This window comes from Xanthomonas sp. NCPPB 2864, from assembly GCF_056675615.1.
Map to the genome: position 1 here is coordinate 147,078 of NZ_JBWWVS010000003.1, position 18,364 is coordinate 165,441.

15 protein-coding genes and 1 tRNA gene are annotated in these 18,364 nt (G+C 64.9%); 13 read left to right on the plus strand and 3 right to left on the minus strand.

Translation table 11 applies throughout. The annotated features are described in order from the left end of the window. Window positions 1–188: 188 nt before the first annotated feature. Both AC1KVE_RS08985 and uvrA read right to left on the minus strand, forming a co-directional pair. The gene (locus AC1KVE_RS08985) at window positions 189–596 is read right to left on the minus strand and encodes an acyl-CoA thioesterase (protein WP_126965677.1); all 408 of its coding nucleotides are present in this window, start codon (window positions 594–596) and stop codon (window positions 189–191) included. Continuing rightward, on the minus strand, window positions 596–3,562 hold the full coding sequence (uvrA, locus tag AC1KVE_RS08990) for an excinuclease ABC subunit UvrA (RefSeq protein ID WP_046342024.1): 2,967 nt from the start codon (window positions 3,560–3,562) through the stop codon (window positions 596–598). The genes AC1KVE_RS08985 and uvrA overlap by 1 nt, the downstream gene beginning before the upstream one ends. A gap of 291 nt (window positions 3,563–3,853) precedes the next feature. Between uvrA and rplU the strand changes: the two genes are divergently transcribed. From rplU to obgE, 3 genes are all read left to right on the plus strand, one after another. Beyond that, window positions 3,854–4,174, plus strand: coding sequence for a 50S ribosomal protein L21 (gene rplU, locus AC1KVE_RS08995; protein WP_046342025.1), 321 nt, complete (start codon window positions 3,854–3,856; stop codon window positions 4,172–4,174). 12 nt (window positions 4,175–4,186) lie between these two features. Continuing rightward, window positions 4,187–4,447, plus strand: a complete 261-nt coding sequence (gene rpmA / locus AC1KVE_RS09000) for a 50S ribosomal protein L27 (protein WP_003484326.1) — start codon at window positions 4,187–4,189, stop codon at window positions 4,445–4,447. Window positions 4,448–4,679: 232 nt separating this feature from the next. Further along, entirely contained in the window at window positions 4,680–5,729 is a 1,050-nt protein-coding gene (gene obgE, locus AC1KVE_RS09005; RefSeq protein WP_016901714.1) for a GTPase ObgE, read from the plus strand. Window positions 5,730–5,820: 91 nt separating this feature from the next. Here the strand turns inward: obgE and rpsT are convergent, their stop codons facing one another. After that, window positions 5,821–6,090, minus strand: coding sequence for a 30S ribosomal protein S20 (gene rpsT / locus AC1KVE_RS09010; RefSeq protein WP_002807888.1), 270 nt, complete (start codon window positions 6,088–6,090; stop codon window positions 5,821–5,823). A gap of 116 nt (window positions 6,091–6,206) precedes the next feature. Between rpsT and murJ the strand changes: the two genes are divergently transcribed. From murJ to cyoD, 10 genes are all read left to right on the plus strand, one after another. Continuing rightward, window positions 6,207–7,799, plus strand: a complete 1,593-nt coding sequence (gene murJ / locus AC1KVE_RS09015) for a murein biosynthesis integral membrane protein MurJ (protein ID WP_481093058.1) — start codon at window positions 6,207–6,209, stop codon at window positions 7,797–7,799. 219 nt (window positions 7,800–8,018) lie between these two features. Then, window positions 8,019–9,068, plus strand: a complete 1,050-nt coding sequence (locus AC1KVE_RS09020) for a bifunctional riboflavin kinase/FAD synthetase (protein WP_184455326.1) — start codon at window positions 8,019–8,021, stop codon at window positions 9,066–9,068. After that, the gene (gene ileS / locus AC1KVE_RS09025; RefSeq protein ID WP_184455328.1) at window positions 9,065–11,896 is read left to right on the plus strand and encodes an isoleucine--tRNA ligase; all 2,832 of its coding nucleotides are present in this window, start codon (window positions 9,065–9,067) and stop codon (window positions 11,894–11,896) included. The genes AC1KVE_RS09020 and ileS overlap by 4 nt, the downstream gene beginning before the upstream one ends. Window positions 11,897–12,216: 320 nt before the next feature. Continuing rightward, window positions 12,217–12,735 carry a signal peptidase II gene (lspA, locus tag AC1KVE_RS09030; RefSeq protein WP_046342029.1) on the plus strand — a complete coding sequence of 173 codons (519 nt, stop codon included), beginning with the start codon at window positions 12,217–12,219 and terminating at the stop codon, window positions 12,733–12,735. A 64-nt stretch (window positions 12,736–12,799) separates the two neighbouring features. Then, complete coding sequence (gene ispH / locus AC1KVE_RS09035; protein WP_184455330.1) at window positions 12,800–13,750, plus strand: 4-hydroxy-3-methylbut-2-enyl diphosphate reductase; 951 nt, start codon at window positions 12,800–12,802, stop codon at window positions 13,748–13,750. A 176-nt stretch (window positions 13,751–13,926) separates the two neighbouring features. After that, window positions 13,927–14,002, plus strand: a tRNA-Thr gene (locus AC1KVE_RS09040). 357 nt (window positions 14,003–14,359) lie between these two features. Further along, window positions 14,360–15,295 carry a ubiquinol oxidase subunit II gene (cyoA, locus tag AC1KVE_RS09045; RefSeq protein WP_024940071.1) on the plus strand — a complete coding sequence of 312 codons (936 nt, stop codon included), beginning with the start codon at window positions 14,360–14,362 and terminating at the stop codon, window positions 15,293–15,295. Continuing rightward, complete coding sequence (gene cyoB, locus AC1KVE_RS09050; RefSeq protein WP_167708606.1) at window positions 15,295–17,295, plus strand: cytochrome o ubiquinol oxidase subunit I; 2,001 nt, start codon at window positions 15,295–15,297, stop codon at window positions 17,293–17,295. Before cyoA ends, cyoB begins: the two co-directional genes overlap by 1 nt. Next, window positions 17,292–17,921 (plus strand): cytochrome o ubiquinol oxidase subunit III, encoded by a 630-nt coding sequence (gene cyoC / locus AC1KVE_RS09055; protein ID WP_006450194.1) that lies wholly within the window; start codon window positions 17,292–17,294, stop codon window positions 17,919–17,921. Before cyoB ends, cyoC begins: the two co-directional genes overlap by 4 nt. Then, window positions 17,921–18,256, plus strand: coding sequence for a cytochrome o ubiquinol oxidase subunit IV (gene cyoD, locus AC1KVE_RS09060; protein WP_006450195.1), 336 nt, complete (start codon window positions 17,921–17,923; stop codon window positions 18,254–18,256). Before cyoC ends, cyoD begins: the two co-directional genes overlap by 1 nt. Window positions 18,257–18,364 lie beyond the last annotated feature (108 nt).

Here is an 18,364-nt window from a genome sequence, read left to right on the forward strand (position 1 = left end):
GCCGATCAAACGCGATGCGTGATGGCGAGCAGGCTGTCACTTCATTGTGTCGGTCCGGTCTCGAGCACGTGGCCTGTCGGTGGTATCGCGCAGCGGCAGGACAGGAGCGCTGCAAACAACAACGGCGGCTCCCGGAAGAGCCGCCGTCGTCTTATGGCGCTGGAGAGCCAACGCGCAGCTGGCAAATCTCAGCTGCTGGCGGCGCGTACCGCATCCGGCAGCGCCGCGCTCTTGCCGGTCTGCGTATCGATCCACACCACCACAACGTTGCCATCGGAATACAGCACGCCCTCGTCCTTCTGGTCGAGGATGCGGTGGCCGATGGTGATGCTGCTGCTGCCCAGGCGCTCGACGAACAGTTCCACCAGGATGTCGTTCGGCCATATCAGCGGGCGCTTGTAGTTGACGTTGGTGGCCGCAACCACCGGCGCGATGCGGTCGGTCATCGCCACGCCTTCAACGCCCAGCATCCAGCGCACGCGCGCTTCCTCCAGATACGAAATGTACTTGGCGTTGTTGACATGGCCCATGCTGTCCATGTCGCGCCAGCGCACGCTGATCGGGATGCGTGCCAACACCTTGTGCTCTTCGCTCATCAGCTTGCCTTCTTCTTTGCGGTTTTCTTGGTGGCGGACTTGGCGACTTTCGCCACCTTCTCCGGTTTGATCTTGCGTGGCGGGCGCGCATCGGGCTTGTTGGCCATCGCCGCCGGCCGGGTCTCGCGCGCCTTCACCGATGGCAGCATCTTGGCCAGGAACTGCCCGGTGTAGGACGCCTTGTGCGCAGCCACATCTTCCGGTGTGCCGGAGACCAGGATGCTGCCGCCGCGATGGCCACCTTCCGGGCCCAGATCCACGATCCAGTCGGCGGTCTTGATCACGTCCAGATTGTGTTCGATCACCACCACCGTGTTGCCCTCGTCGCGCAGCTTGTGCAGCACGCCGAGCAGCGCTTCGATGTCGTGGAAGTGCAGGCCGGTGGTCGGCTCGTCGAGGATGTACAGGGTACGTCCGGTATCGCGGCGCGACAGTTCCTTGGACAACTTGACGCGCTGCGCCTCGCCGCCGGACAGCGTGGTCGCGCTCTGGCCCAGCTTGATGTAACTCAGGCCCACATCCACCAGGGTTTCCAGCTTGCGTGCGATCGACGGCACCGGCTCGAACAGCCGCAGCGCGTCCTCGACGGTCATCTGCAGCACGTCGCTGATGTTGAAACCCTTGTAGCGGATCTCCAGCGTCTCGCGGTTGTAGCGCTTGCCGTGGCAGACATCGCAGGGCACGTAGACGTCGGGCAGGAAGTGCATCTCCACCTTGATCAGGCCATCGCCCTGGCAGGCTTCGCAGCGGCCGCCGCGTACGTTGAAGCTGAAACGGCCCGGCGAATAACCGCGCGCGCGCGCCTCCGGCACCTGCGCGAACAACTCGCGCAACGGCGTGAACATGCCGGTATAGGTGGCTGGATTGGAACGCGGCGTGCGCCCGATCGGCGACTGGTCGATATCCACGACCTTATCGAACAGATCCAGATTCTCCACCTCGCGATGCGCGGCCACCGGATGCGAGGCGCCGTTGATCTCGTTGGCCGCCAGCGAGAACAAGGTGTCGTTGATCAGCGTGGACTTGCCCGAGCCGGACACGCCGGTGATGCAGGTCAACAGGCCGGCCGGAATATCCAGGTCGACATTCTTCAGGTTGTTGCCGGTCGCCCCGCGCAGATGCAGCATCATCTTCGGGTTGGGCTTGTGGCGCTGCTTGGGAATCTCGATACGGCGCTTGCCCGACAGGTACTGGCCGGTCAGCGAGCCGGGCGCATCCAGGATGTCCTGCAGCGTGCCCTGCGCGCAGATTTCGCCACCGTGCACGCCGGCGCCGGGGCCGATGTCCAGCACGTAATCGGCCAGGCGGATCGCGTCTTCGTCATGCTCGACGACGATCACGGTATTGCCCAGGTCGCGCAGCCGCGTCAGCGTGCCCAGCAGGCGTTCGTTGTCGCGCTGATGCAGGCCGATCGACGGCTCGTCCAGCACATACATCACCCCGACCAGGCCGGCGCCGATCTGGCTGGCCAGCCGGATGCGCTGCGCCTCGCCACCGGACAAGGTATCGGCCTTGCGTTCCAGGGTCAGGTAATCCAGGCCCACATCGACCAGGAAGCCCAGCCGCTCGCCGATCTCCTTGACGATCTTGCTGGCGATCTCGCCACGCCAGCCCGGCAGCGACAAGCCGCGGAAAAAGCTCAGCGCCTCGTTGACCGGCAGCACCACCAGTTCGGGCAGCGGGCGGTCGGCGACGAACACGTTGCGCGCGGCACGGTTCAGGCGCGTGCCGTTGCAGGCCGGGCAGGGCTGCTGGCTGACGTACTTGGTCAGCTCTTCGCGCACGGCCGGCGATTCGGTTTCGCGGTAGCGGCGTTCCAGGTTCGGCAGGATGCCCTCGAAGCGGTGCTTGCGCGTGGTGCGCCCGCCCGCATCGGTGAAGTAGGTGAAACTGATCACCTCATCGCCGCTGCCGAACAGCACCGCCTGGCGCACCTTGGCTGGCAGCGTGTTCCACACCGCGTCCACGTCGAACTTGTAGTGCTTGGCCAGCGAGGCGATCAGCTGGAAATAATAGGCATTGCGGCGATCCCAGCCGCGCACCGCGCCGGCCGACAGCGACAGCTCCGGATGCACCACGACGCGATCCGGGTCGAAGAACTCGGCCACGCCCAGGCCATCGCAGCTGGGGCAGGCGCCCACCGGTGCGTTGAACGAAAACAGCCGCGGCTCCAGCTCCGGCAGCGAGTAATCGCAGACCGGGCAGCTGTACTTGGACGAGAACAGGTGCGGGGCCGCGGCCGGGTCGTCCAGCGACTGCACTGCGACCATGCCTTCGCCGAGCTTGAGCGCAGTCTCGAAACTTTCCGCCAGTCGTTGCTTGATGTCTTCGCGCGGACGGAAGCGGTCGATCACCGCCTCGATGGTGTGCTTCTGGCGCAGCGCCAGCGGTGGCACCGCGTCGATCTCGTATAGCTCGCCATCCACGCGCACGCGCACAAAGCCCTGTGCGCGCAGCTGCTCGAACACCTGCGCATGCTCGCCCTTGCGCTCGCGGATCACCGGCGCCAGCAGCATGTAACGCTGCTCCTGGTCCTGCGTGAGCATGTGGTCGACCATCTGGCTGACGGTCTGCGCCTCTAGCGGGAAGCCGTGGTCCGGGCAGCGCGGCTGACCGACGCGCGCGTACAGCAGGCGCAGGTAGTCGTAGATCTCGGTGATCGTGCCGACCGTGGAACGCGGATTGTGCGAGGTCGATTTCTGTTCGATCGAAATCGCCGGGGACAGGCCTTCGATGTGGTCCAGGTCCGGCTTTTCCATCACGCTGAGGAACTGGCGCGCATACGCCGACAGCGACTCGACGTAGCGGCGCTGGCCTTCTGCATAGATGGTGTCGAACGCCAACGACGACTTGCCCGAGCCGGACAGGCCGGTGATCACGATCAGTTTGTCGCGAGGCAGGTCGAGGTCGATGTTCTTGAGGTTGTGCGTCCGCGCGCCGCGGATGCGGATGAAATCCATCGCCATGGGGGATCCGATGTCGGGCCGGCGAACCGGCGGTGGTGCGAGCGTGCTCAGCAGGAATGAGTGGCAGTCGATCAGCCTACCCGCCGACCTAGGTGAGGGCAATTGCCCCAAATGCCAGTCTGACCGGGCGCCTGTGGCGGCCGGATGATGCGTTGCACGGGTGGATCGGGCGGGGTCACGGCCGGCTGGCCGGCAGGTTGACCCCAAACCCCGCCAGCCCGTACAATCCCGCTCCTGTCTGCCCTAGGGCACGTCAGTGCGACCATAATAACTACAGAGGAAAACCTGGTCATGTACGCAGTTCTGGTAACCGGCGGTAAGCAATACCGCGTCGCGCAGGGCGAAACGCTCCGCGTGGAAAAGCTCGATGTCGAAGCTGGCAACGAGATCAAGTTCGACACCGTCCTGATGCTGGGCGATAGCGATGGCATCAAGCTGGGCGATGCGCTGAAGGGCGCCTCGGTCACCGCCAAGGTCGTGGCCCATGGCCGCGCCGACAAGGTGCGCATCATCAAGTTCCGCCGCCGCAAGCACCACATGAAGCGTCAGGGACACCGTCAGCACTACACCGAAATCGAGATCACCGGCATCGCCGGTGGCGATAAGAAGTAAGGAGAACCAGTCATGGCACACAAAAAAGGCGTAGGTTCCTCGCGCAACGGTCGCGATTCCAACCCGAAGTACCTGGGTGTGAAGATCTTCGGTGGCCAGGCCATCGATGCCGGCAACATCATCGTGCGTCAGCGTGGCACCCAGTTCCATCCGGGCGCCGGCGTTGGCCTCGGCCGTGACCACACCCTGTTCGCGCTGGTCGACGGCAAGGTGGAGTTTTCCACCAAGGGCCCGAAGAAGCGTCGCACCGTCAGCGTGGTTGCCGAGGCGTAATCGCCCGCTCCATGCAGGCCAGTCCGTCAGGCATCGCTGCCTGGCGGACGAGACGGAAAGCCCCGCTTTTGCGGGGTTTTTCGTTTGACGGCCGGGAGTGGGGATTCGGGATTGGGGATTCGCAACGGCGGATTTCGAGAGTCCCGGTACCGCTGCTTCCTGCTGTTTCCGCGGCCGCCTAGCGGCGTCCTGCGGTGGTGTTACCAATCCCAAATTACGAATCCCAAATCTCATGAAGTTAGTCGACGAAGCAGAAATCCTGGTCAGTGCCGGCAATGGCGGCAATGGCTGTGTCGGCTTTCGCCGCGAGAAGTTCATCCCGCTCGGTGGGCCCGATGGCGGCGACGGCGGTAACGGCGGCAGCGTATGGATCGTGGCCGACGAGAACGTCAATACGCTGGTCGACTTCCGGCATGAGCGCACCTTCAAGGCGCAGCGCGGCGAGAACGGCATGGGCCGCCAGGCCTACGGCAAGGGCGGCGAAGACCGCATCATCGTGGTGCCGGTCGGCACCGTGGTGATGAACGTGCAGACCGACGAAGTCATCGGCGACCTGACCCAGCATGGCGATCGCCTGCTGGTGGCCAAGGGCGGCAAGGGCGGCCTGGGCAACATGCATTTCAAGAGCTCGGTCAATCGCGCGCCGCGCCAGTCCACCACCGGTGAAGAGGGCGAAGAGCGGTTGCTCAAGCTGGAGCTGAAGCTGCTGGCCGACGTCGGCCTGCTGGGCTTTCCCAATGCGGGCAAGAGCACCCTGATTCGCGCGGTGTCCTCGGCAACCCCGAAGGTGGCCGATTACCCGTTCACCACCCTGTACCCGAATCTGGGCGTGGTCAGTGTCGAGGCATACCGCAGCTTCGTCATCGCCGACGTGCCGGGCCTGATCGAGGGCGCGGCCGACGGTGCCGGGCTGGGCACGCAGTTCCTGCGCCATCTGCAGCGCACCCGTCTGCTGCTGCATCTGGTGGACATTTCGCCGATGGATGGTGGGGTGGAGGCGTCGCCGGTGGATCAGGTGCGCACCATCGAGCGCGAGCTGGAGCGCCACGATCCGGAGTTGCTGAAGAAGCCGCGCTGGCTGGTGCTCAACAAGGCCGACCTGATGTTCGAGGACGAGGCCCGCGCTGCGGCCGAGACGATCGTGGCAGAACTCGGCTGGACCGCGCCGTGGTATCTGGTCTCGGCGCTGGGTCGCGATGGCACCTTCCCGATCATGAAGGACATCATGGCGTTCTTCGACCGGCAGCGCGAGGACGAGCTCGAGGCGCGCAATGCCGGCTGAGCGCATGCGCAGGCACACAAAAAACCCGGCCAAGGCCGGGTTTTTCTATGCCACCGCAGGCCGGGCCTGCGGTGATGCCAGCATGGCTCGCTTACGCGGCCTTGATGGCCTTGATGCGAGCGGTCAGGCGGCTCTTGTGACGCGCAGCCTTGTTCTTGTGAATCAGGCCACGGGCGCTGAAACGGTCGAGGATGGGCTGGGCAACGGCGAAAGCAGCTTCGGCGCCTGCAGCATCGTTGGCGTCAAGGGCCTTGATCACCTTCTTGACGGCGGTGCGCAGCATCGAACGCTGGCCCGTGTTGCGCTCATTGCGCACGACGGTCTGCTTGGCGCGCTTCTTGGCGGACTTGATATTGGCCACGGTGGTGGGTTCCTGAAAAATCGGTGTAGTGGAAAAAGCAAGCGGGAAAGTATGATGGGCTTAGTTATGTACGTCAAGTCAGTTGTCAAGAGGGATGCAGCGTGAGCAAGCCCGGCATGTTGAGAGGCCTGCTCTCATTCAGCAGTATGACCATGGTGTCGCGGGTGTTGGGCCTGATCCGCGACCAGGCGATCTCCACCACCTTCGGCGCCAATGCGGTCACCGACGCGTTCTGGGTGGCGTTCCGGATCCCCAATTTCCTGCGGCGGCTGTTTGCCGAGGGCTCGTTCGCCACCGCCTTCGTGCCGGTGTTCACCGAGGTCAAGGAGACCCGCCCGCAACCCGACCTGCGCGAGCTGATGTCGCGGGTGTCCGGCACGCTCGGCGGCATGTTGCTGCTGATCACCGCGCTGGGGCTGATCTTCACCCCGCAGCTGGCGTCGGTGTTTTCCGATGGCGCGGCCACCGATCCGGATAAATACGGCCTGCTGGTCGATTTGTTGCGGCTGACGTTTCCGTTTCTGTTGTTCGTCTCGTTGACCGCGCTGGCGGGCGGGGCGCTCAACAGCTTCCAGCGGTTTGCGATTCCGGCGCTGACGCCGGTGATCCTCAACCTGTGCATGATCGCCGGCGCGCTGTGGCTGGCGCCGCGGCTGGACGTGCCGATCCTGGCGCTGGGCTGGGCGGTGCTGGTGGCCGGGGCGCTGCAGTTGCTGTTTCAGCTGCCGGCCCTGAAGGGCATCGACCTGCTGACGCTGCCGCGTTGGGGCTGGACGCACCCGGATGTGCGCAAGGTGCTGACCCTGATGATTCCGACCCTGTTCGGTTCGTCGATCGCGCAGATCAACCTGATGCTTGACACGGTGATCGCCGCACGGCTGGCCGACGGCTCGCAGTCGTGGCTGTCGCTGGCCGACCGGTTCCTGGAACTGCCGCTGGGCGTGTTCGGGGTGGCGCTGGGCACGGTGATCCTGCCGGCGCTGGCGCGCCATCACGTTAAGACCGACCGCAGCGCGTTCTCCGGCGCGCTGGACTGGGGGTTCCGCACCACGCTGCTGATCGCGATGCCGGCGATGCTCGGCCTGCTGCTGCTGGCCGAGCCGCTGGTGGCGACCTTGTTCCAGTACCGCCAGTTCACCGCCTTCGATACGCGCATGACCGCGATGTCGGTCTACGGCCTGAGCTTCGGCCTGCCGGCGTACGCCATGCTCAAGGTGTTGTTGCCGGCCTTCTACGCCCGTCAGGACACCCGCACTCCGGTGCGTGCCGGTGTGGCGGCGTTGATCGCCAACATGGTGTTCAACTTCGCGTTGCTGGCAGTGGTCTACCAGATTATGGTGACGCCCGAGCTCAAGGCGCAGGGCGTGATGCAGGCGCTGGGCAAGCAGCCGGGTCTGCATCTGGCGCTGGGCATTGCCAGCGCGCTGTCCAGTTATCTCAACCTGGGTTTGCTGTGGTACTGGCTGGGCAAGTCCGGCGTGTACCAGCGCCGGCCGGGTTGGGCTGGCTATGCGCTGCGCCTGCTGCTGGCATGCGCGGCGATGGTGGCGGTGCTGTTGGGCCTGCTGTGGTGGCTGCCATCGTTCACCGTGATGGACAAGTGGGATCGCATCGGCTGGCTGGCGGTGCTGGTCGGCAGCGGTGGGGCGACCTACCTGGTGGCGCAAGTGGCGCTGGGATTGCGGCCGCGGCATCTGCGCGAGGGCTAGTCGTCCGCCGAGCTGGCCGAGCAGGTGCGGAGCCAGCCGTCATGCACGGTGGGTGGGGCCGGTCCCGGGCCGGGAAGGCGCGCAATCGCCTGCCCGCCTCCGGGACGCGGCGGCACAGGCCCGGGGCCGCGCCCATGCGGATTGACAGGCACGGCTATACTTGCGGGTTATGCATCAACGAGGGTCGGCCGGCAGGCCGGCATCTGTTTGGATCGAGGAATGAGCAGGCTGTTTAGAGACGTCGAGGGCGGGACGCTGTTCCCGCACGGAAGCGTGGTCTGCATCGGCGCCTTCGATGGCCTGCACCTGGGGCATCGGGCATTGGTGCAGCACGCAGTCGCGCGCGCGCGCGCGCTGGGGGTGCCCGCGGTGGCGGTGAGCTTCGAGCCGCTGCCGCGCGAGTTTTTCGCCCCGGCCGCGCCGCCGCCACGGCTGACCCTGGCCCGCGCCAAGATCGAAGGGCTGCACGGCTTCGGTGCCGACAGCGTGGGCATGATCCGTTTCGATGGTCGCCTGTCGGCGATGAGTGCCGAAGACTTCGTGCGCCTGGCCCTGGTCGGCCGACTGTGCGCCAAAGAGGTCTGGATCGGTCCGGAGTTCCGTTTCGGCCATCGGCGTGGCGGCGATATCGGCCTGCTGCGCTCGCTTGGTGCGCACTACGGCTTTGCAGCGGGCGAAATCGCGCCGGTGCACCTGCACGGCGAGCGCATCTCGGCCACGCGCATCCGAGAGCTGCTGGGCGCGGGCGAGTTCGCGCACGCCGGGCAATTGCTTGGCCGTCCGTATGCCATCGGCGGGCGGGTGGTGCGCGGCAAGCAGCTCGGCCGCACCCTGGGCTATCCCACCGCCAATCTGCGCTTTCCGCGCACGCCGGCGCTGTCGGGTATTTACGCGACCTGGGTGCATGGCGTGGCCGAGCGGCCGTGGCCGTCGGTCTCGAGCTTTGGCACGCGCCCGACCGTGGCCGGTGTGGAGCCGCTGCTGGAAGCGCATCTGTTCGATTTCCAGGGCGACCTGTATGGCCGGCATATCGAGGTCGAATTCGTCGCCAAGCTGCGCGACGAAGAGAAGTTCGATGGCCTGGACGCGCTGACGGTGCAGATGCATCGTGATGCCGAGCAGGCGCGTGCGGTGTTGGACAGGCACGCAGTTTCTGCAACACATGCGAGTTCCTCGCAACAGCCCGCCTATGATGCGAGTCCCTCGCAAGAGCCCGCACATCCATGTGCGGACTTTTTAAAAATCCAGCGCAACGGTAGAGACCTGTGACCCAAGACTACAAAGCCACTCTCCATCTGCCCGCGACGGAATTCCCGATGCGCGGCGACCTGCCCAAGCGCGAGCCGGCGATGCTGGACCGCTGGGAGCGCGAGGGGCTGTACGCGCAACTGCGCGCCAATGCGGCAGGGCGCCCGCTGTTCGTGCTGCACGACGGCCCGCCGTATGCCAATGGCCAGATCCATCTGGGCCATGCGGTCAACAAGATCCTCAAGGACATCATCGTCAAGTCGAAGTACCTGGCTGGCTTCGATGCGCCCTACATCCCGGGCTGGGATTGCCACGGCCTGCCGATCGAGATCGCGATCGAGAAAAAGTACGGCAAGGTCGGCGTCAAGCTCGATGCAGCGCAGTTCCGCCAGAAGTGCCGCGAGTACGCTACCGAGCAGATCGATCTGCAGCGCCGCGATTTCAAGCGCCTGGGCGTGATCGGCGATTGGGACAACCCGTACAAGACGCTGGATTTCCGCTTCGAAGCCAACGAGATCCGCGCGCTGGCCAAGGTGGTCGACAATGGCCACCTGACCCGTGGCGTGAAGCCGGTGCACTGGTGCTTCGACTGCGGCTCGGCGCTGGCCGAAGCCGAGATCGAATACGCCGACAAGGTGTCGCCGACGGTGGATATCGCCTATCCGGCGCGCGACCCGGCGGCTGTCGCTGCCGCGTTCGGCGCCAGCCTGCCGGCGGGCGTGGGCGTGGCGGTGCCGATCTGGACCACCACGCCGTGGACACTGCCGGCGTCGCTGGCGGTGAGCCTGGGCGCGGAACTGGACTACGTGCTGGTCGAAGGCCCGGCCGATCGCGGCCAGCCGCGCTGGTTGGTGGTGGCCGAGGCCCTGGCCGGCAAGGCGCTGTCGCGCTATGGCGTGGACACGGTGGTGGTGCACGGCCATGCCAAGGGCGCGGCGCTGGAGCAGATGCTGCTGAACCACCCGTTCTATGCCGAGCGCGAGATTCCGCTGCTGCTGGGCGACCACGTGTCGGCCGAGGACGGTACCGGCGCGGTGCATACCGCACCGGGCCATGGCCAGGAGGACTACCAGGTCTCCAAGCAGTACGGCCTGCTCGAGCGTTACGGCGCGGCGCAGATCAACCCGGTGGACGGGCGCGGCGTGTACCTGCCGTCGACGCCGCCGCTGGGCGACACCGTGCTGGCCGGGCTGCACATCTGGAAGGCCAACGACATCATCATCGAGGCGCTGCGCGACACCGGCGTGTTGCTGGCGGCCAGCAAGATGGAGCACAGCTATCCGCATTGCTGGCGCCACAAGACGCCGATCGCGTTCCGTGCCACGCCGCAGTGGTTCATCTCGATGGAGCAGGCCAACCTGCGCGCCGATGCGCTCAAGGCCATCGACAACGTGCACTGGTATCCGTCCTGGGGCCAGGCGCGTATCGCCGGCATGGTCGATGGACGTCCGGACTGGACCATCTCGCGCCAGCGCACCTGGGGCGTGCCGATCGCCTTGTTCGTGCATCGCGAAACCGGCGAGCCGCATCCGCGCAGCACCGAGTTGCTGCGCCAGGTCGCCGACCGGGTGGAACTGGGCGGCGTGGACGTGTGGTACACGCTGGATGCGGCCGAACTGCTGGGCGACGAGGCGGCCGATTACGACAAGATCACCGACATCCTGGACGTGTGGTTCGACTCCGGCGTGACCCATGAAGCGGTGCTGGTGGACCGCGGCCTGCCCAAGCCGGCCGACCTGTACCTGGAGGGCTCCGACCAGCACCGTGGCTGGTTCCAGTCCTCGCTGCTGACCGGCGTGGCGATGGACAAGGCGGCGCCGTACAAGCAGTGCCTGACCCACGGCTTCACCGTGGACGAGCACGGCCGCAAGATGTCCAAGTCGCTGGGCAACGGCATCGAGCCTCAGGACATCATGAAGACCCTGGGCGCGGACATCCTGCGCCTGTGGATCGCCTCGGCCGATTACAGCAACGAGATGTCGCTGTCGCAGGAGATCCTCAAGCGCAACGCCGATGCGTATCGCCGCCTGCGCAATACCGCGCGCTTCCTGCTCGGCAACCTGCACGGCTTCGATCCGCTGCAGCACCTGGTGACGTTGGACGACATGGTGCTGCTGGACCGCTGGATCGTGCACCGCGCGCACGAATTGCAGGAAAAGATCGTTGCCGCGTATGCGCGCTACGACTTTGCCGAAATCGTGCAGGCGCTGCTGAATTTCTGCAGCGTCGACCTGGGCTCGCTGTATCTGGACGTGACCAAGGACCGCCTGTACACGATGGCCGAGGATGCACGCGGCCGCCGCTCGGCGCAGAGCGCGATGTATCACGTGGCCGAGGCGTTCGTGCGCTGGATCGCGCCGGTGCTGAGCTTCACCGCCGAGGAACTGTGGGGCTACCTGCCGGGCAAGCGGGTCGACAACGTGTTGTTCGCCACCTGGTACGACGGCCTGGCGCCGTTGCCGGCCGACGCCGCGCTGAGCAGTGCCGATGTCGACAGGCTGCTGGCCTTGCGCGAGCAGGTGGCCAAGGTGCTGGAGCCGATGCGTGCCAATGGGGCGATCGGCGCGGCGCTGGAAGCGGAGATCACCGTGGCCGCCGATGCGCAGACCGCCGCGCGCTGGCAGCCGCTGGCCGACGAGCTGCGCTTCCTGTTCATCAGTGGCGATGTGACCGTGACTGCGGCCAGCACCGACGACATCTTCGTCAGCGCGCAGCCGACCAGCAAGGCCAAGTGCGTGCGTTGCTGGCACCACCAGGCCAGCGTGGGCAGCGATCCGCGTCACCCGGAACTGTGCAGCCGCTGCGTCAGCAATATCGAAGGCCCCGGCGAGCAACGCCGCTGGTTCTGACGGTGTTGCGTGAAGGCGCGCGGCGGGCAGGTCCTGCCACGCGTTGTCGAGACCCCGTACGGGCTGCGTGCGCCTCTATCGCGGCATCATGGGCAGGCGCTGGTGCCGGATGACGAGTGCCTCGGCGCTGCACGCACGCCCTTGCTGAAGCGTGGCGCATACGGCACGGCGGGGCAGGGTAGCCGGCTCCGGTGCCCATGCCATCCTTGCCTGCCTGTCATCCCGCTTTCGTCAGCTTCATCTGCCACCGCCATCACCTATCGCCATCCAGGCATCTTCTCCGACGTCGGAGAAGTCACCACCAACTGCGACCTTTCGACATGAGTCAACGCCCCAAACCCTCCGCCCTAATCTGGCTGCTGCTGTCGGCACTCGTGGTCGGGCTGGACCAGTGGAGCAAGGCCTGGGTGCTGTCCAGCCTGCCCGAATACACCCCGGTGCCGGTGATCGACGGCTTCTGGAACTGGTACCGCACCTACAATACCGGCGCGGCCTTCAGTTTCCTGAGCGATGCCGGCGGCTGGCAGCTGTGGTTCTTCACCGCGTTGGCGGTGGGCATCAGCGGCCTGCTGGCGTTCTGGCTGTCGCGCACCGCGCGTGGGCAGTGGCGCAGCGCGCTGCCGTATGCGCTGGTGATCGGCGGGGCGATCGGCAACGTGATCGACCGCCTGATGCACGGCCACGTGGTCGATTTCATCCAGTGGTACATCGGCACCCATACCTGGCCGGCGTTCAACATCGCCGACTCGGCGATCGTGGGCGGCGCCATCGGGATTGCGGTATTCGGTCTGTTCGACACGGCCGGCAAGCAGAAGTCGGAAATCGGGAATCGACGCTGAAGTCGCGGCGCACCGGCGCCGCCCGTTCCCATCCTCCAGTCCCCATTCCCGTAGAATGCCCGCCATGGATGTCCTGCTCGCCAATCCCCGTGGTTTCTGTGCCGGCGTCGACCGTGCGATCGAGATCGTCAAGCGTGCGATAGAAACGCTGGGCGCGCCGATCTATGTGCGCCATGAGGTGGTACACAACCGTTTCGTGGTCGACGACCTCAAGCAGCGCGGCGCGGTCTTCGTCGAGGAACTGGACGAGGTGCCCGACAACGCCACGGTGATCTTCAGCGCACACGGCGTCTCGCAGGCGGTGCGTCAGGAAGCCGAGCGCCGCGGGCTCAAGGTGTTCGACGCGACCTGTCCGCTGGTGACCAAGGTGCATTTCGAGGTGGCGCGGCATTGCCGGGCCGGCCGCGACGTGGTGCTGATCGGCCACGCCGGGCATCCGGAAGTGGAAGGCACGATGGGGCAGTGGAGCCGCGAGCGCGGTCCGGGCACGATCTATCTGGTCGAGGACATCGAGCAGGTCGTCACGCTGCAGGTCAGCCAGCCGGAGAACCTTGCCTACACCACCCAGACCACGCTGTCGGTGGACGACACCATGGGCATCATCGAGGCCCTGCGTGCGCGCTTCCCGGCGATGCAGGGGCCGCGCCACGACGACATCTGCTACGCCACCCAGAACCGCCAGGACGCGGTGCGCGATCTGGCGCGCCAATGCGATCTGGTGCTGGTGGTCGGTTCGCCCAACAGCTCCAATTCCAATCGCCTCAGCGAGCTGGCCCGGCGCGACGGGGTGGAGTCCTACCTGATCGACAACGCTGGCGAGATCGACCCGGCTTGGATCGTCGGCAAGCAGCACATCGGCCTGACCGCCGGCGCCTCCGCACCCCAGGTGCTGGTCGATGGCGTGCTGGCGCGGCTGCGCGAGCTGGGTGCCGAGGGTGTGTCCGAGCTGGAAGGCGAGCCGGAATCGATGGTGTTCGCGCTGCCCAAGGAACTGCGGTTGCGTCTGGTCAGCTGACGCCGGGCACGCCGGACTGGCTGAACCGGCGTCCACTGCCTGCAGCAAGTCCGGGTGCCTTACCGTTGCAGGTGGCCATACCGGCCAGCCGCAGCCCGCGTCCGGCGCCGGACATGCCGTCTTCCGCCTGGCGGCGATTGACCCGGCACCGGCTCCGCTCCTACAATTCACGGCTCGCCGGAATAGCTCAGTTGGTAGAGCGGCGCATTCGTAATGCGTAGGTCGTAGGTTCGATTCCTATTTCCGGCACCATCGCTTCAGTACTGGGTCGACCATGGGTCGGCCCAGTTGCGTTTTGGGCCGATCACGCACATCCCGGCACTGCGCCGCCATATACGCCGCACATCACACAGGCCGCAATCGATGGCCGCAACCGCATCTTTTCCGCCCTGCGCAGCGCTGCGACAACATGTCGCACAGTTTTGCGCGCATTAATTGCGGCAGATCATTGCCGATGGGTTTCGTGCAGGTGCAGCAAAGTCTAAAATCAGGGAGCTAACTCGTGTCTTCGGTCTGCGTGGCTGCCTTCCCCCGGGAAGCGCGCCGTCAGGACGAGTCCACATGGATACGACGAACGAGGCTGGCGTTCCTTCGCACTTGGATCGACCGATGATTCCGTTGAAACATCTCGGGCGTGTACTTCGTCCAGGCCTGATGCTGCCGTTCCTGCTGTTGGCAGGCTGCAACTCGGCCATTCTCAATCCGAAAGGCCAGATCGGTCACGACGAGAAGCAGCTGCTGATCACCTCGGTCGTGCTGATGCTGATCGTGGTCATCCCGGTGATCGTGATGACGATTGCGTTCGCGTGGAAATACCGCGCGTCCAACACGAAGGCGCGCTACGAGCCGGACTGGTCGCACTCCACCGCCATCGAAGTGGTGGTGTGGTCGATCCCGTGCGTGATCATCCTGGTGCTGGCGGTGCTGACCTGGCGCTCCTCGCACGCGTTGGACCCGTACCGTCCGCTGGATTCGGACGTCAAGCCGATCACCATCGAAGCGGTGTCGCTGGACTGGAAGTGGATGTTCATCTACCCGGACCAGAACATCGCCACGGTCAACGAGATCGCGTTCCCGGTGCATACGCCGCTGAACTTCAAGATCACCTCCGATACGGTGATGAACTCGTTCTTCATCCCGCACCTGGGCACGATGATCTACGCGATGGCCGGCATGGAAACCAAGCTGCACCTGGTGGCCAACGAGCCGGGCGAATACTTCGGCCTGTCGACCAATTACAGCGGTCACGGCTTCTCGAAGATGAGCTTCAAGGCGCATGCGGTCGATCAGGCCGGCTTCGATGCGTGGGTGGCCAAGGTCAAGGCATCGCCGACCGCGTTGAACGCCGCCGAGTACCAGGTGCTGGCCGCCAACCGCAACGACAAGGAACAGTATCCGGTCACCTACTACTCGTCGGTGCAGGACGGCATGTTCCGCTCGCTCGTCGACAAATACATGAATGGTCCGGGCCATAACAAAGGCCATGGCGACCATCAGGCAGCGGCTGCAGAGCCGGTTGCCATGTGCACTTCTGGAGACAAGTGATGCTAGGCAAACTTACGATCGAGGCGGTTCCGTACCACGAGCCGATCATCATGGTCGCACTCGGTGGTGCCGGCCTGCTCGGCCTGCTCATCGCGGGCGCCATCACCAAGTACAAGCTGTGGGGCTACCTGTGGAAGGAGTGGTTCACCTCGGTGGATCACAAGCGCATCGGTGTGATGTACATCATCGTGGCGCTGGTCATGTTGCTGCGCGGCTTCGCCGATGCGGCGATGATGCGCACCCAGCAGGCGCTGGCGGGTAACGGCGGCGAAGGTGTGCTGCCGCCGCATCACTACGACCAGATCTTCACCGCGCACGGCGTGATCATGATCTTCTTCATGGCCATGCCGTTCATGACTGGCCTGTTGAACCTGATCGTGCCGCTGCAGATCGGCGCACGCGACGTGGCGTTCCCGTTCCTGAACTCGCTGAGCTTCTGGCTGTTCGTGGCCGGTGCGGCGCTGATCAACATCTCGCTGGGTGTCGGCGAATTCGCGCAGACCGGCTGGCTGGCCTACCCGCCGTTGTCGGGGCTGGAATACAGTCCGGGCGTAGGTGTCGACTACTACATCTGGGCGTTGCAGGTCTCAGGCCTGGGCACCTTGCTGACCGGCATCAACTTCTTCGTGACGATCATGCGGATGCGCGCACCGGGCATGACCCTGATGCGCATGCCGATCTTCACCTGGACCGCGCTGATCACCAACATCCTGATCATCGCCGCATTCCCGATCCTGACCGTGGCGCTGGCGCTGCTGGGTGCCGACCGTTACCTGGGCACGCACTTCTTCACCAACGACGGTGGCGGCAACGCCATGATGTACGTCAACCTGATCTGGATCTGGGGTCACCCGGAAGTTTATATCCTGATCCTGCCGGCGTTCGGCATCTTCTCCGAGCTGATCGCGACCTACAGCCGCAAGCGCCTGTTCGGCTACACCTCGATGGTCTACGCCACCTCGTGCATCGGCGTGCTGTCGTTCGTGGTGTGGTTGCACCACTTCTTCACCATGGGTTCGGGTGCCAACGTCAATGCCTTCTTCGGCATCACGACGATGATCATCTCGATCCCGACCGGCGTGAAGATCTTCAACTGGCTGTTCACCATGTTCCGCGGTCGTGTGCACATGACCTCGCCGGTGCTGTGGACGATCGGCTTCATCATCACCTTCACCATCGGCGGCATGACCGGCGTGATGCTGGCGATTCCGGCCGTGGACTTCGTGCTGCACAACAGCCTGTTCCTGATCGCGCACTTCCATAACGTGATCATCGGCGGCGTGGTGTTCGGCTACCTGGCCGGCCTGACCTACTGGTTCCCGAAGGCGTTCGGCTTCAAGCTCAACGAGAAGATCGGCAAGGCCTCGTTCTGGTGCTGGATCATCGGCTTCTTCGTGGCCTTCATGCCGCTGTACGTGCTCGGCTTCATGGGCATGACCCGTCGCATGAACACCTACAACCACCCCGAGTGGGCGCCGTGGCTGTACGTCGCTGCGGCCGGTGCTGCGATCATCGGCCTGGGTATCTTCCTGAACCTGGTGCAGATCGGTTACAGCGTGTGGAAGCGCAAGGAGCACATGGACTACACGGGCGATCCGTGGGATGGCCGTACGCTGGAGTGGGCCACCTCCTCGCCGCCGCCGTTCTACAACTTCGCCGTGCTGCCGCACATCGACGACCGCGATCAGTTCTGGGCCGACAAGCAGAACGGCAAGGGCTGGGTGCGTCCGTCCAAGTACGAGGCGATTCACATGCCGCGCAACACCGGGGCAGGCGTGTATATCGGTGCCTTCAGCGTGCTGATGGGCTTCGGTCTGATCTGGCACATCTGGTGGCTGGCCATCATCGGCCTGGTCGGCATGATCGGCAGCTTCATTGCGCGCACCTTCGATGACGACATCGATTACTGGGTGCCGGCCGAAGAAGTGGAGCGCATCGAAAACGCGCGCTTTGCCCTGCTCGAACAGCAACATGCGGCGCAGGCCGCGAAGGTGGTATGACCATGTCTTCCTCGACCACGCTTGACCACGCCGCCCACGCGGGCGGCCACGATGACCATGAACATCACGACGCCGGTGGCAACACCGTCTTCGGGTTCTGGGTCTACCTGATGAGCGACTGCCTGCTGTTCGCCGGCCTGTTCGCCACCTATGCGGTGCTCTCGGGCGCCACGGTGGACGGACCGACCGCCAAGGAGCTGTTCGACCTGAAGTTCGTGCTGGTGGAAACCTTCCTGCTGTTGTTCAGCAGCCTGAGCTTCGGCGTTGCGATGATCTCCGCGCACAAGCGCAGCATGACCGGGCTGTACGCCTGGCTGGGCGTCACCGCACTGCTGGGTATCGGCTTCCTGTGCATGGAAGTGTGGGAGTTCAACCACCTGATCCATGAAGGGGCGGGTCCGGGGCGCAGCGCGTTCCTGTCGGCCTTCTTCACCCTGGTGGGCACGCACGGCCTGCACGTGGCCTCCGGTCTGTTGTGGATGGCAGTGCTGGTGATCCAGATCTCCAAGAACGGCCTGACCCCGCGCAACAGCACGCGTCTGGCCTGCCTGAGCCTGTTCTGGCATTTCCTGGACATCATCTGGATCGGTGTGTTCACCGTCGTCTACCTGCTGGGAGCGCTGTAATGGCCAATCACCACGCGCATGAAACCGCTGCCGACGCACATGCCGGCGGCCTGAAGTCCTACCTGATCGGCTTTGTGATGGCCGTGATCCTCACCGTCATCCCGTTTGCGATGGTGATGAGCGGGGCGTTCTCCAAGGGCGTCACCGTCATCGTGATCTCGCTGATGGCGGCGGTGCAGATGCTGGTGCACATGGTGTACTTCCTGCACATGGATCGCTCGCCCGAGCAGCGCTCCAACGTGCAGGTGGGCCTGTTCTCGCTGCTGATCATCGGCATCGTGATCGTCGGCTCGCTGTGGGTGCTGCACAACATGAACGTCAACATGATGCATTGAGACGGCGCTGTGCCGGATTACGGCACGCCGGATCCAAGCATGCTGGACAAAAAGCCGCCGGGTCACCGGCGGTTTTTTTGTGTGTGAATCGCTGCGCAGCATGACCTA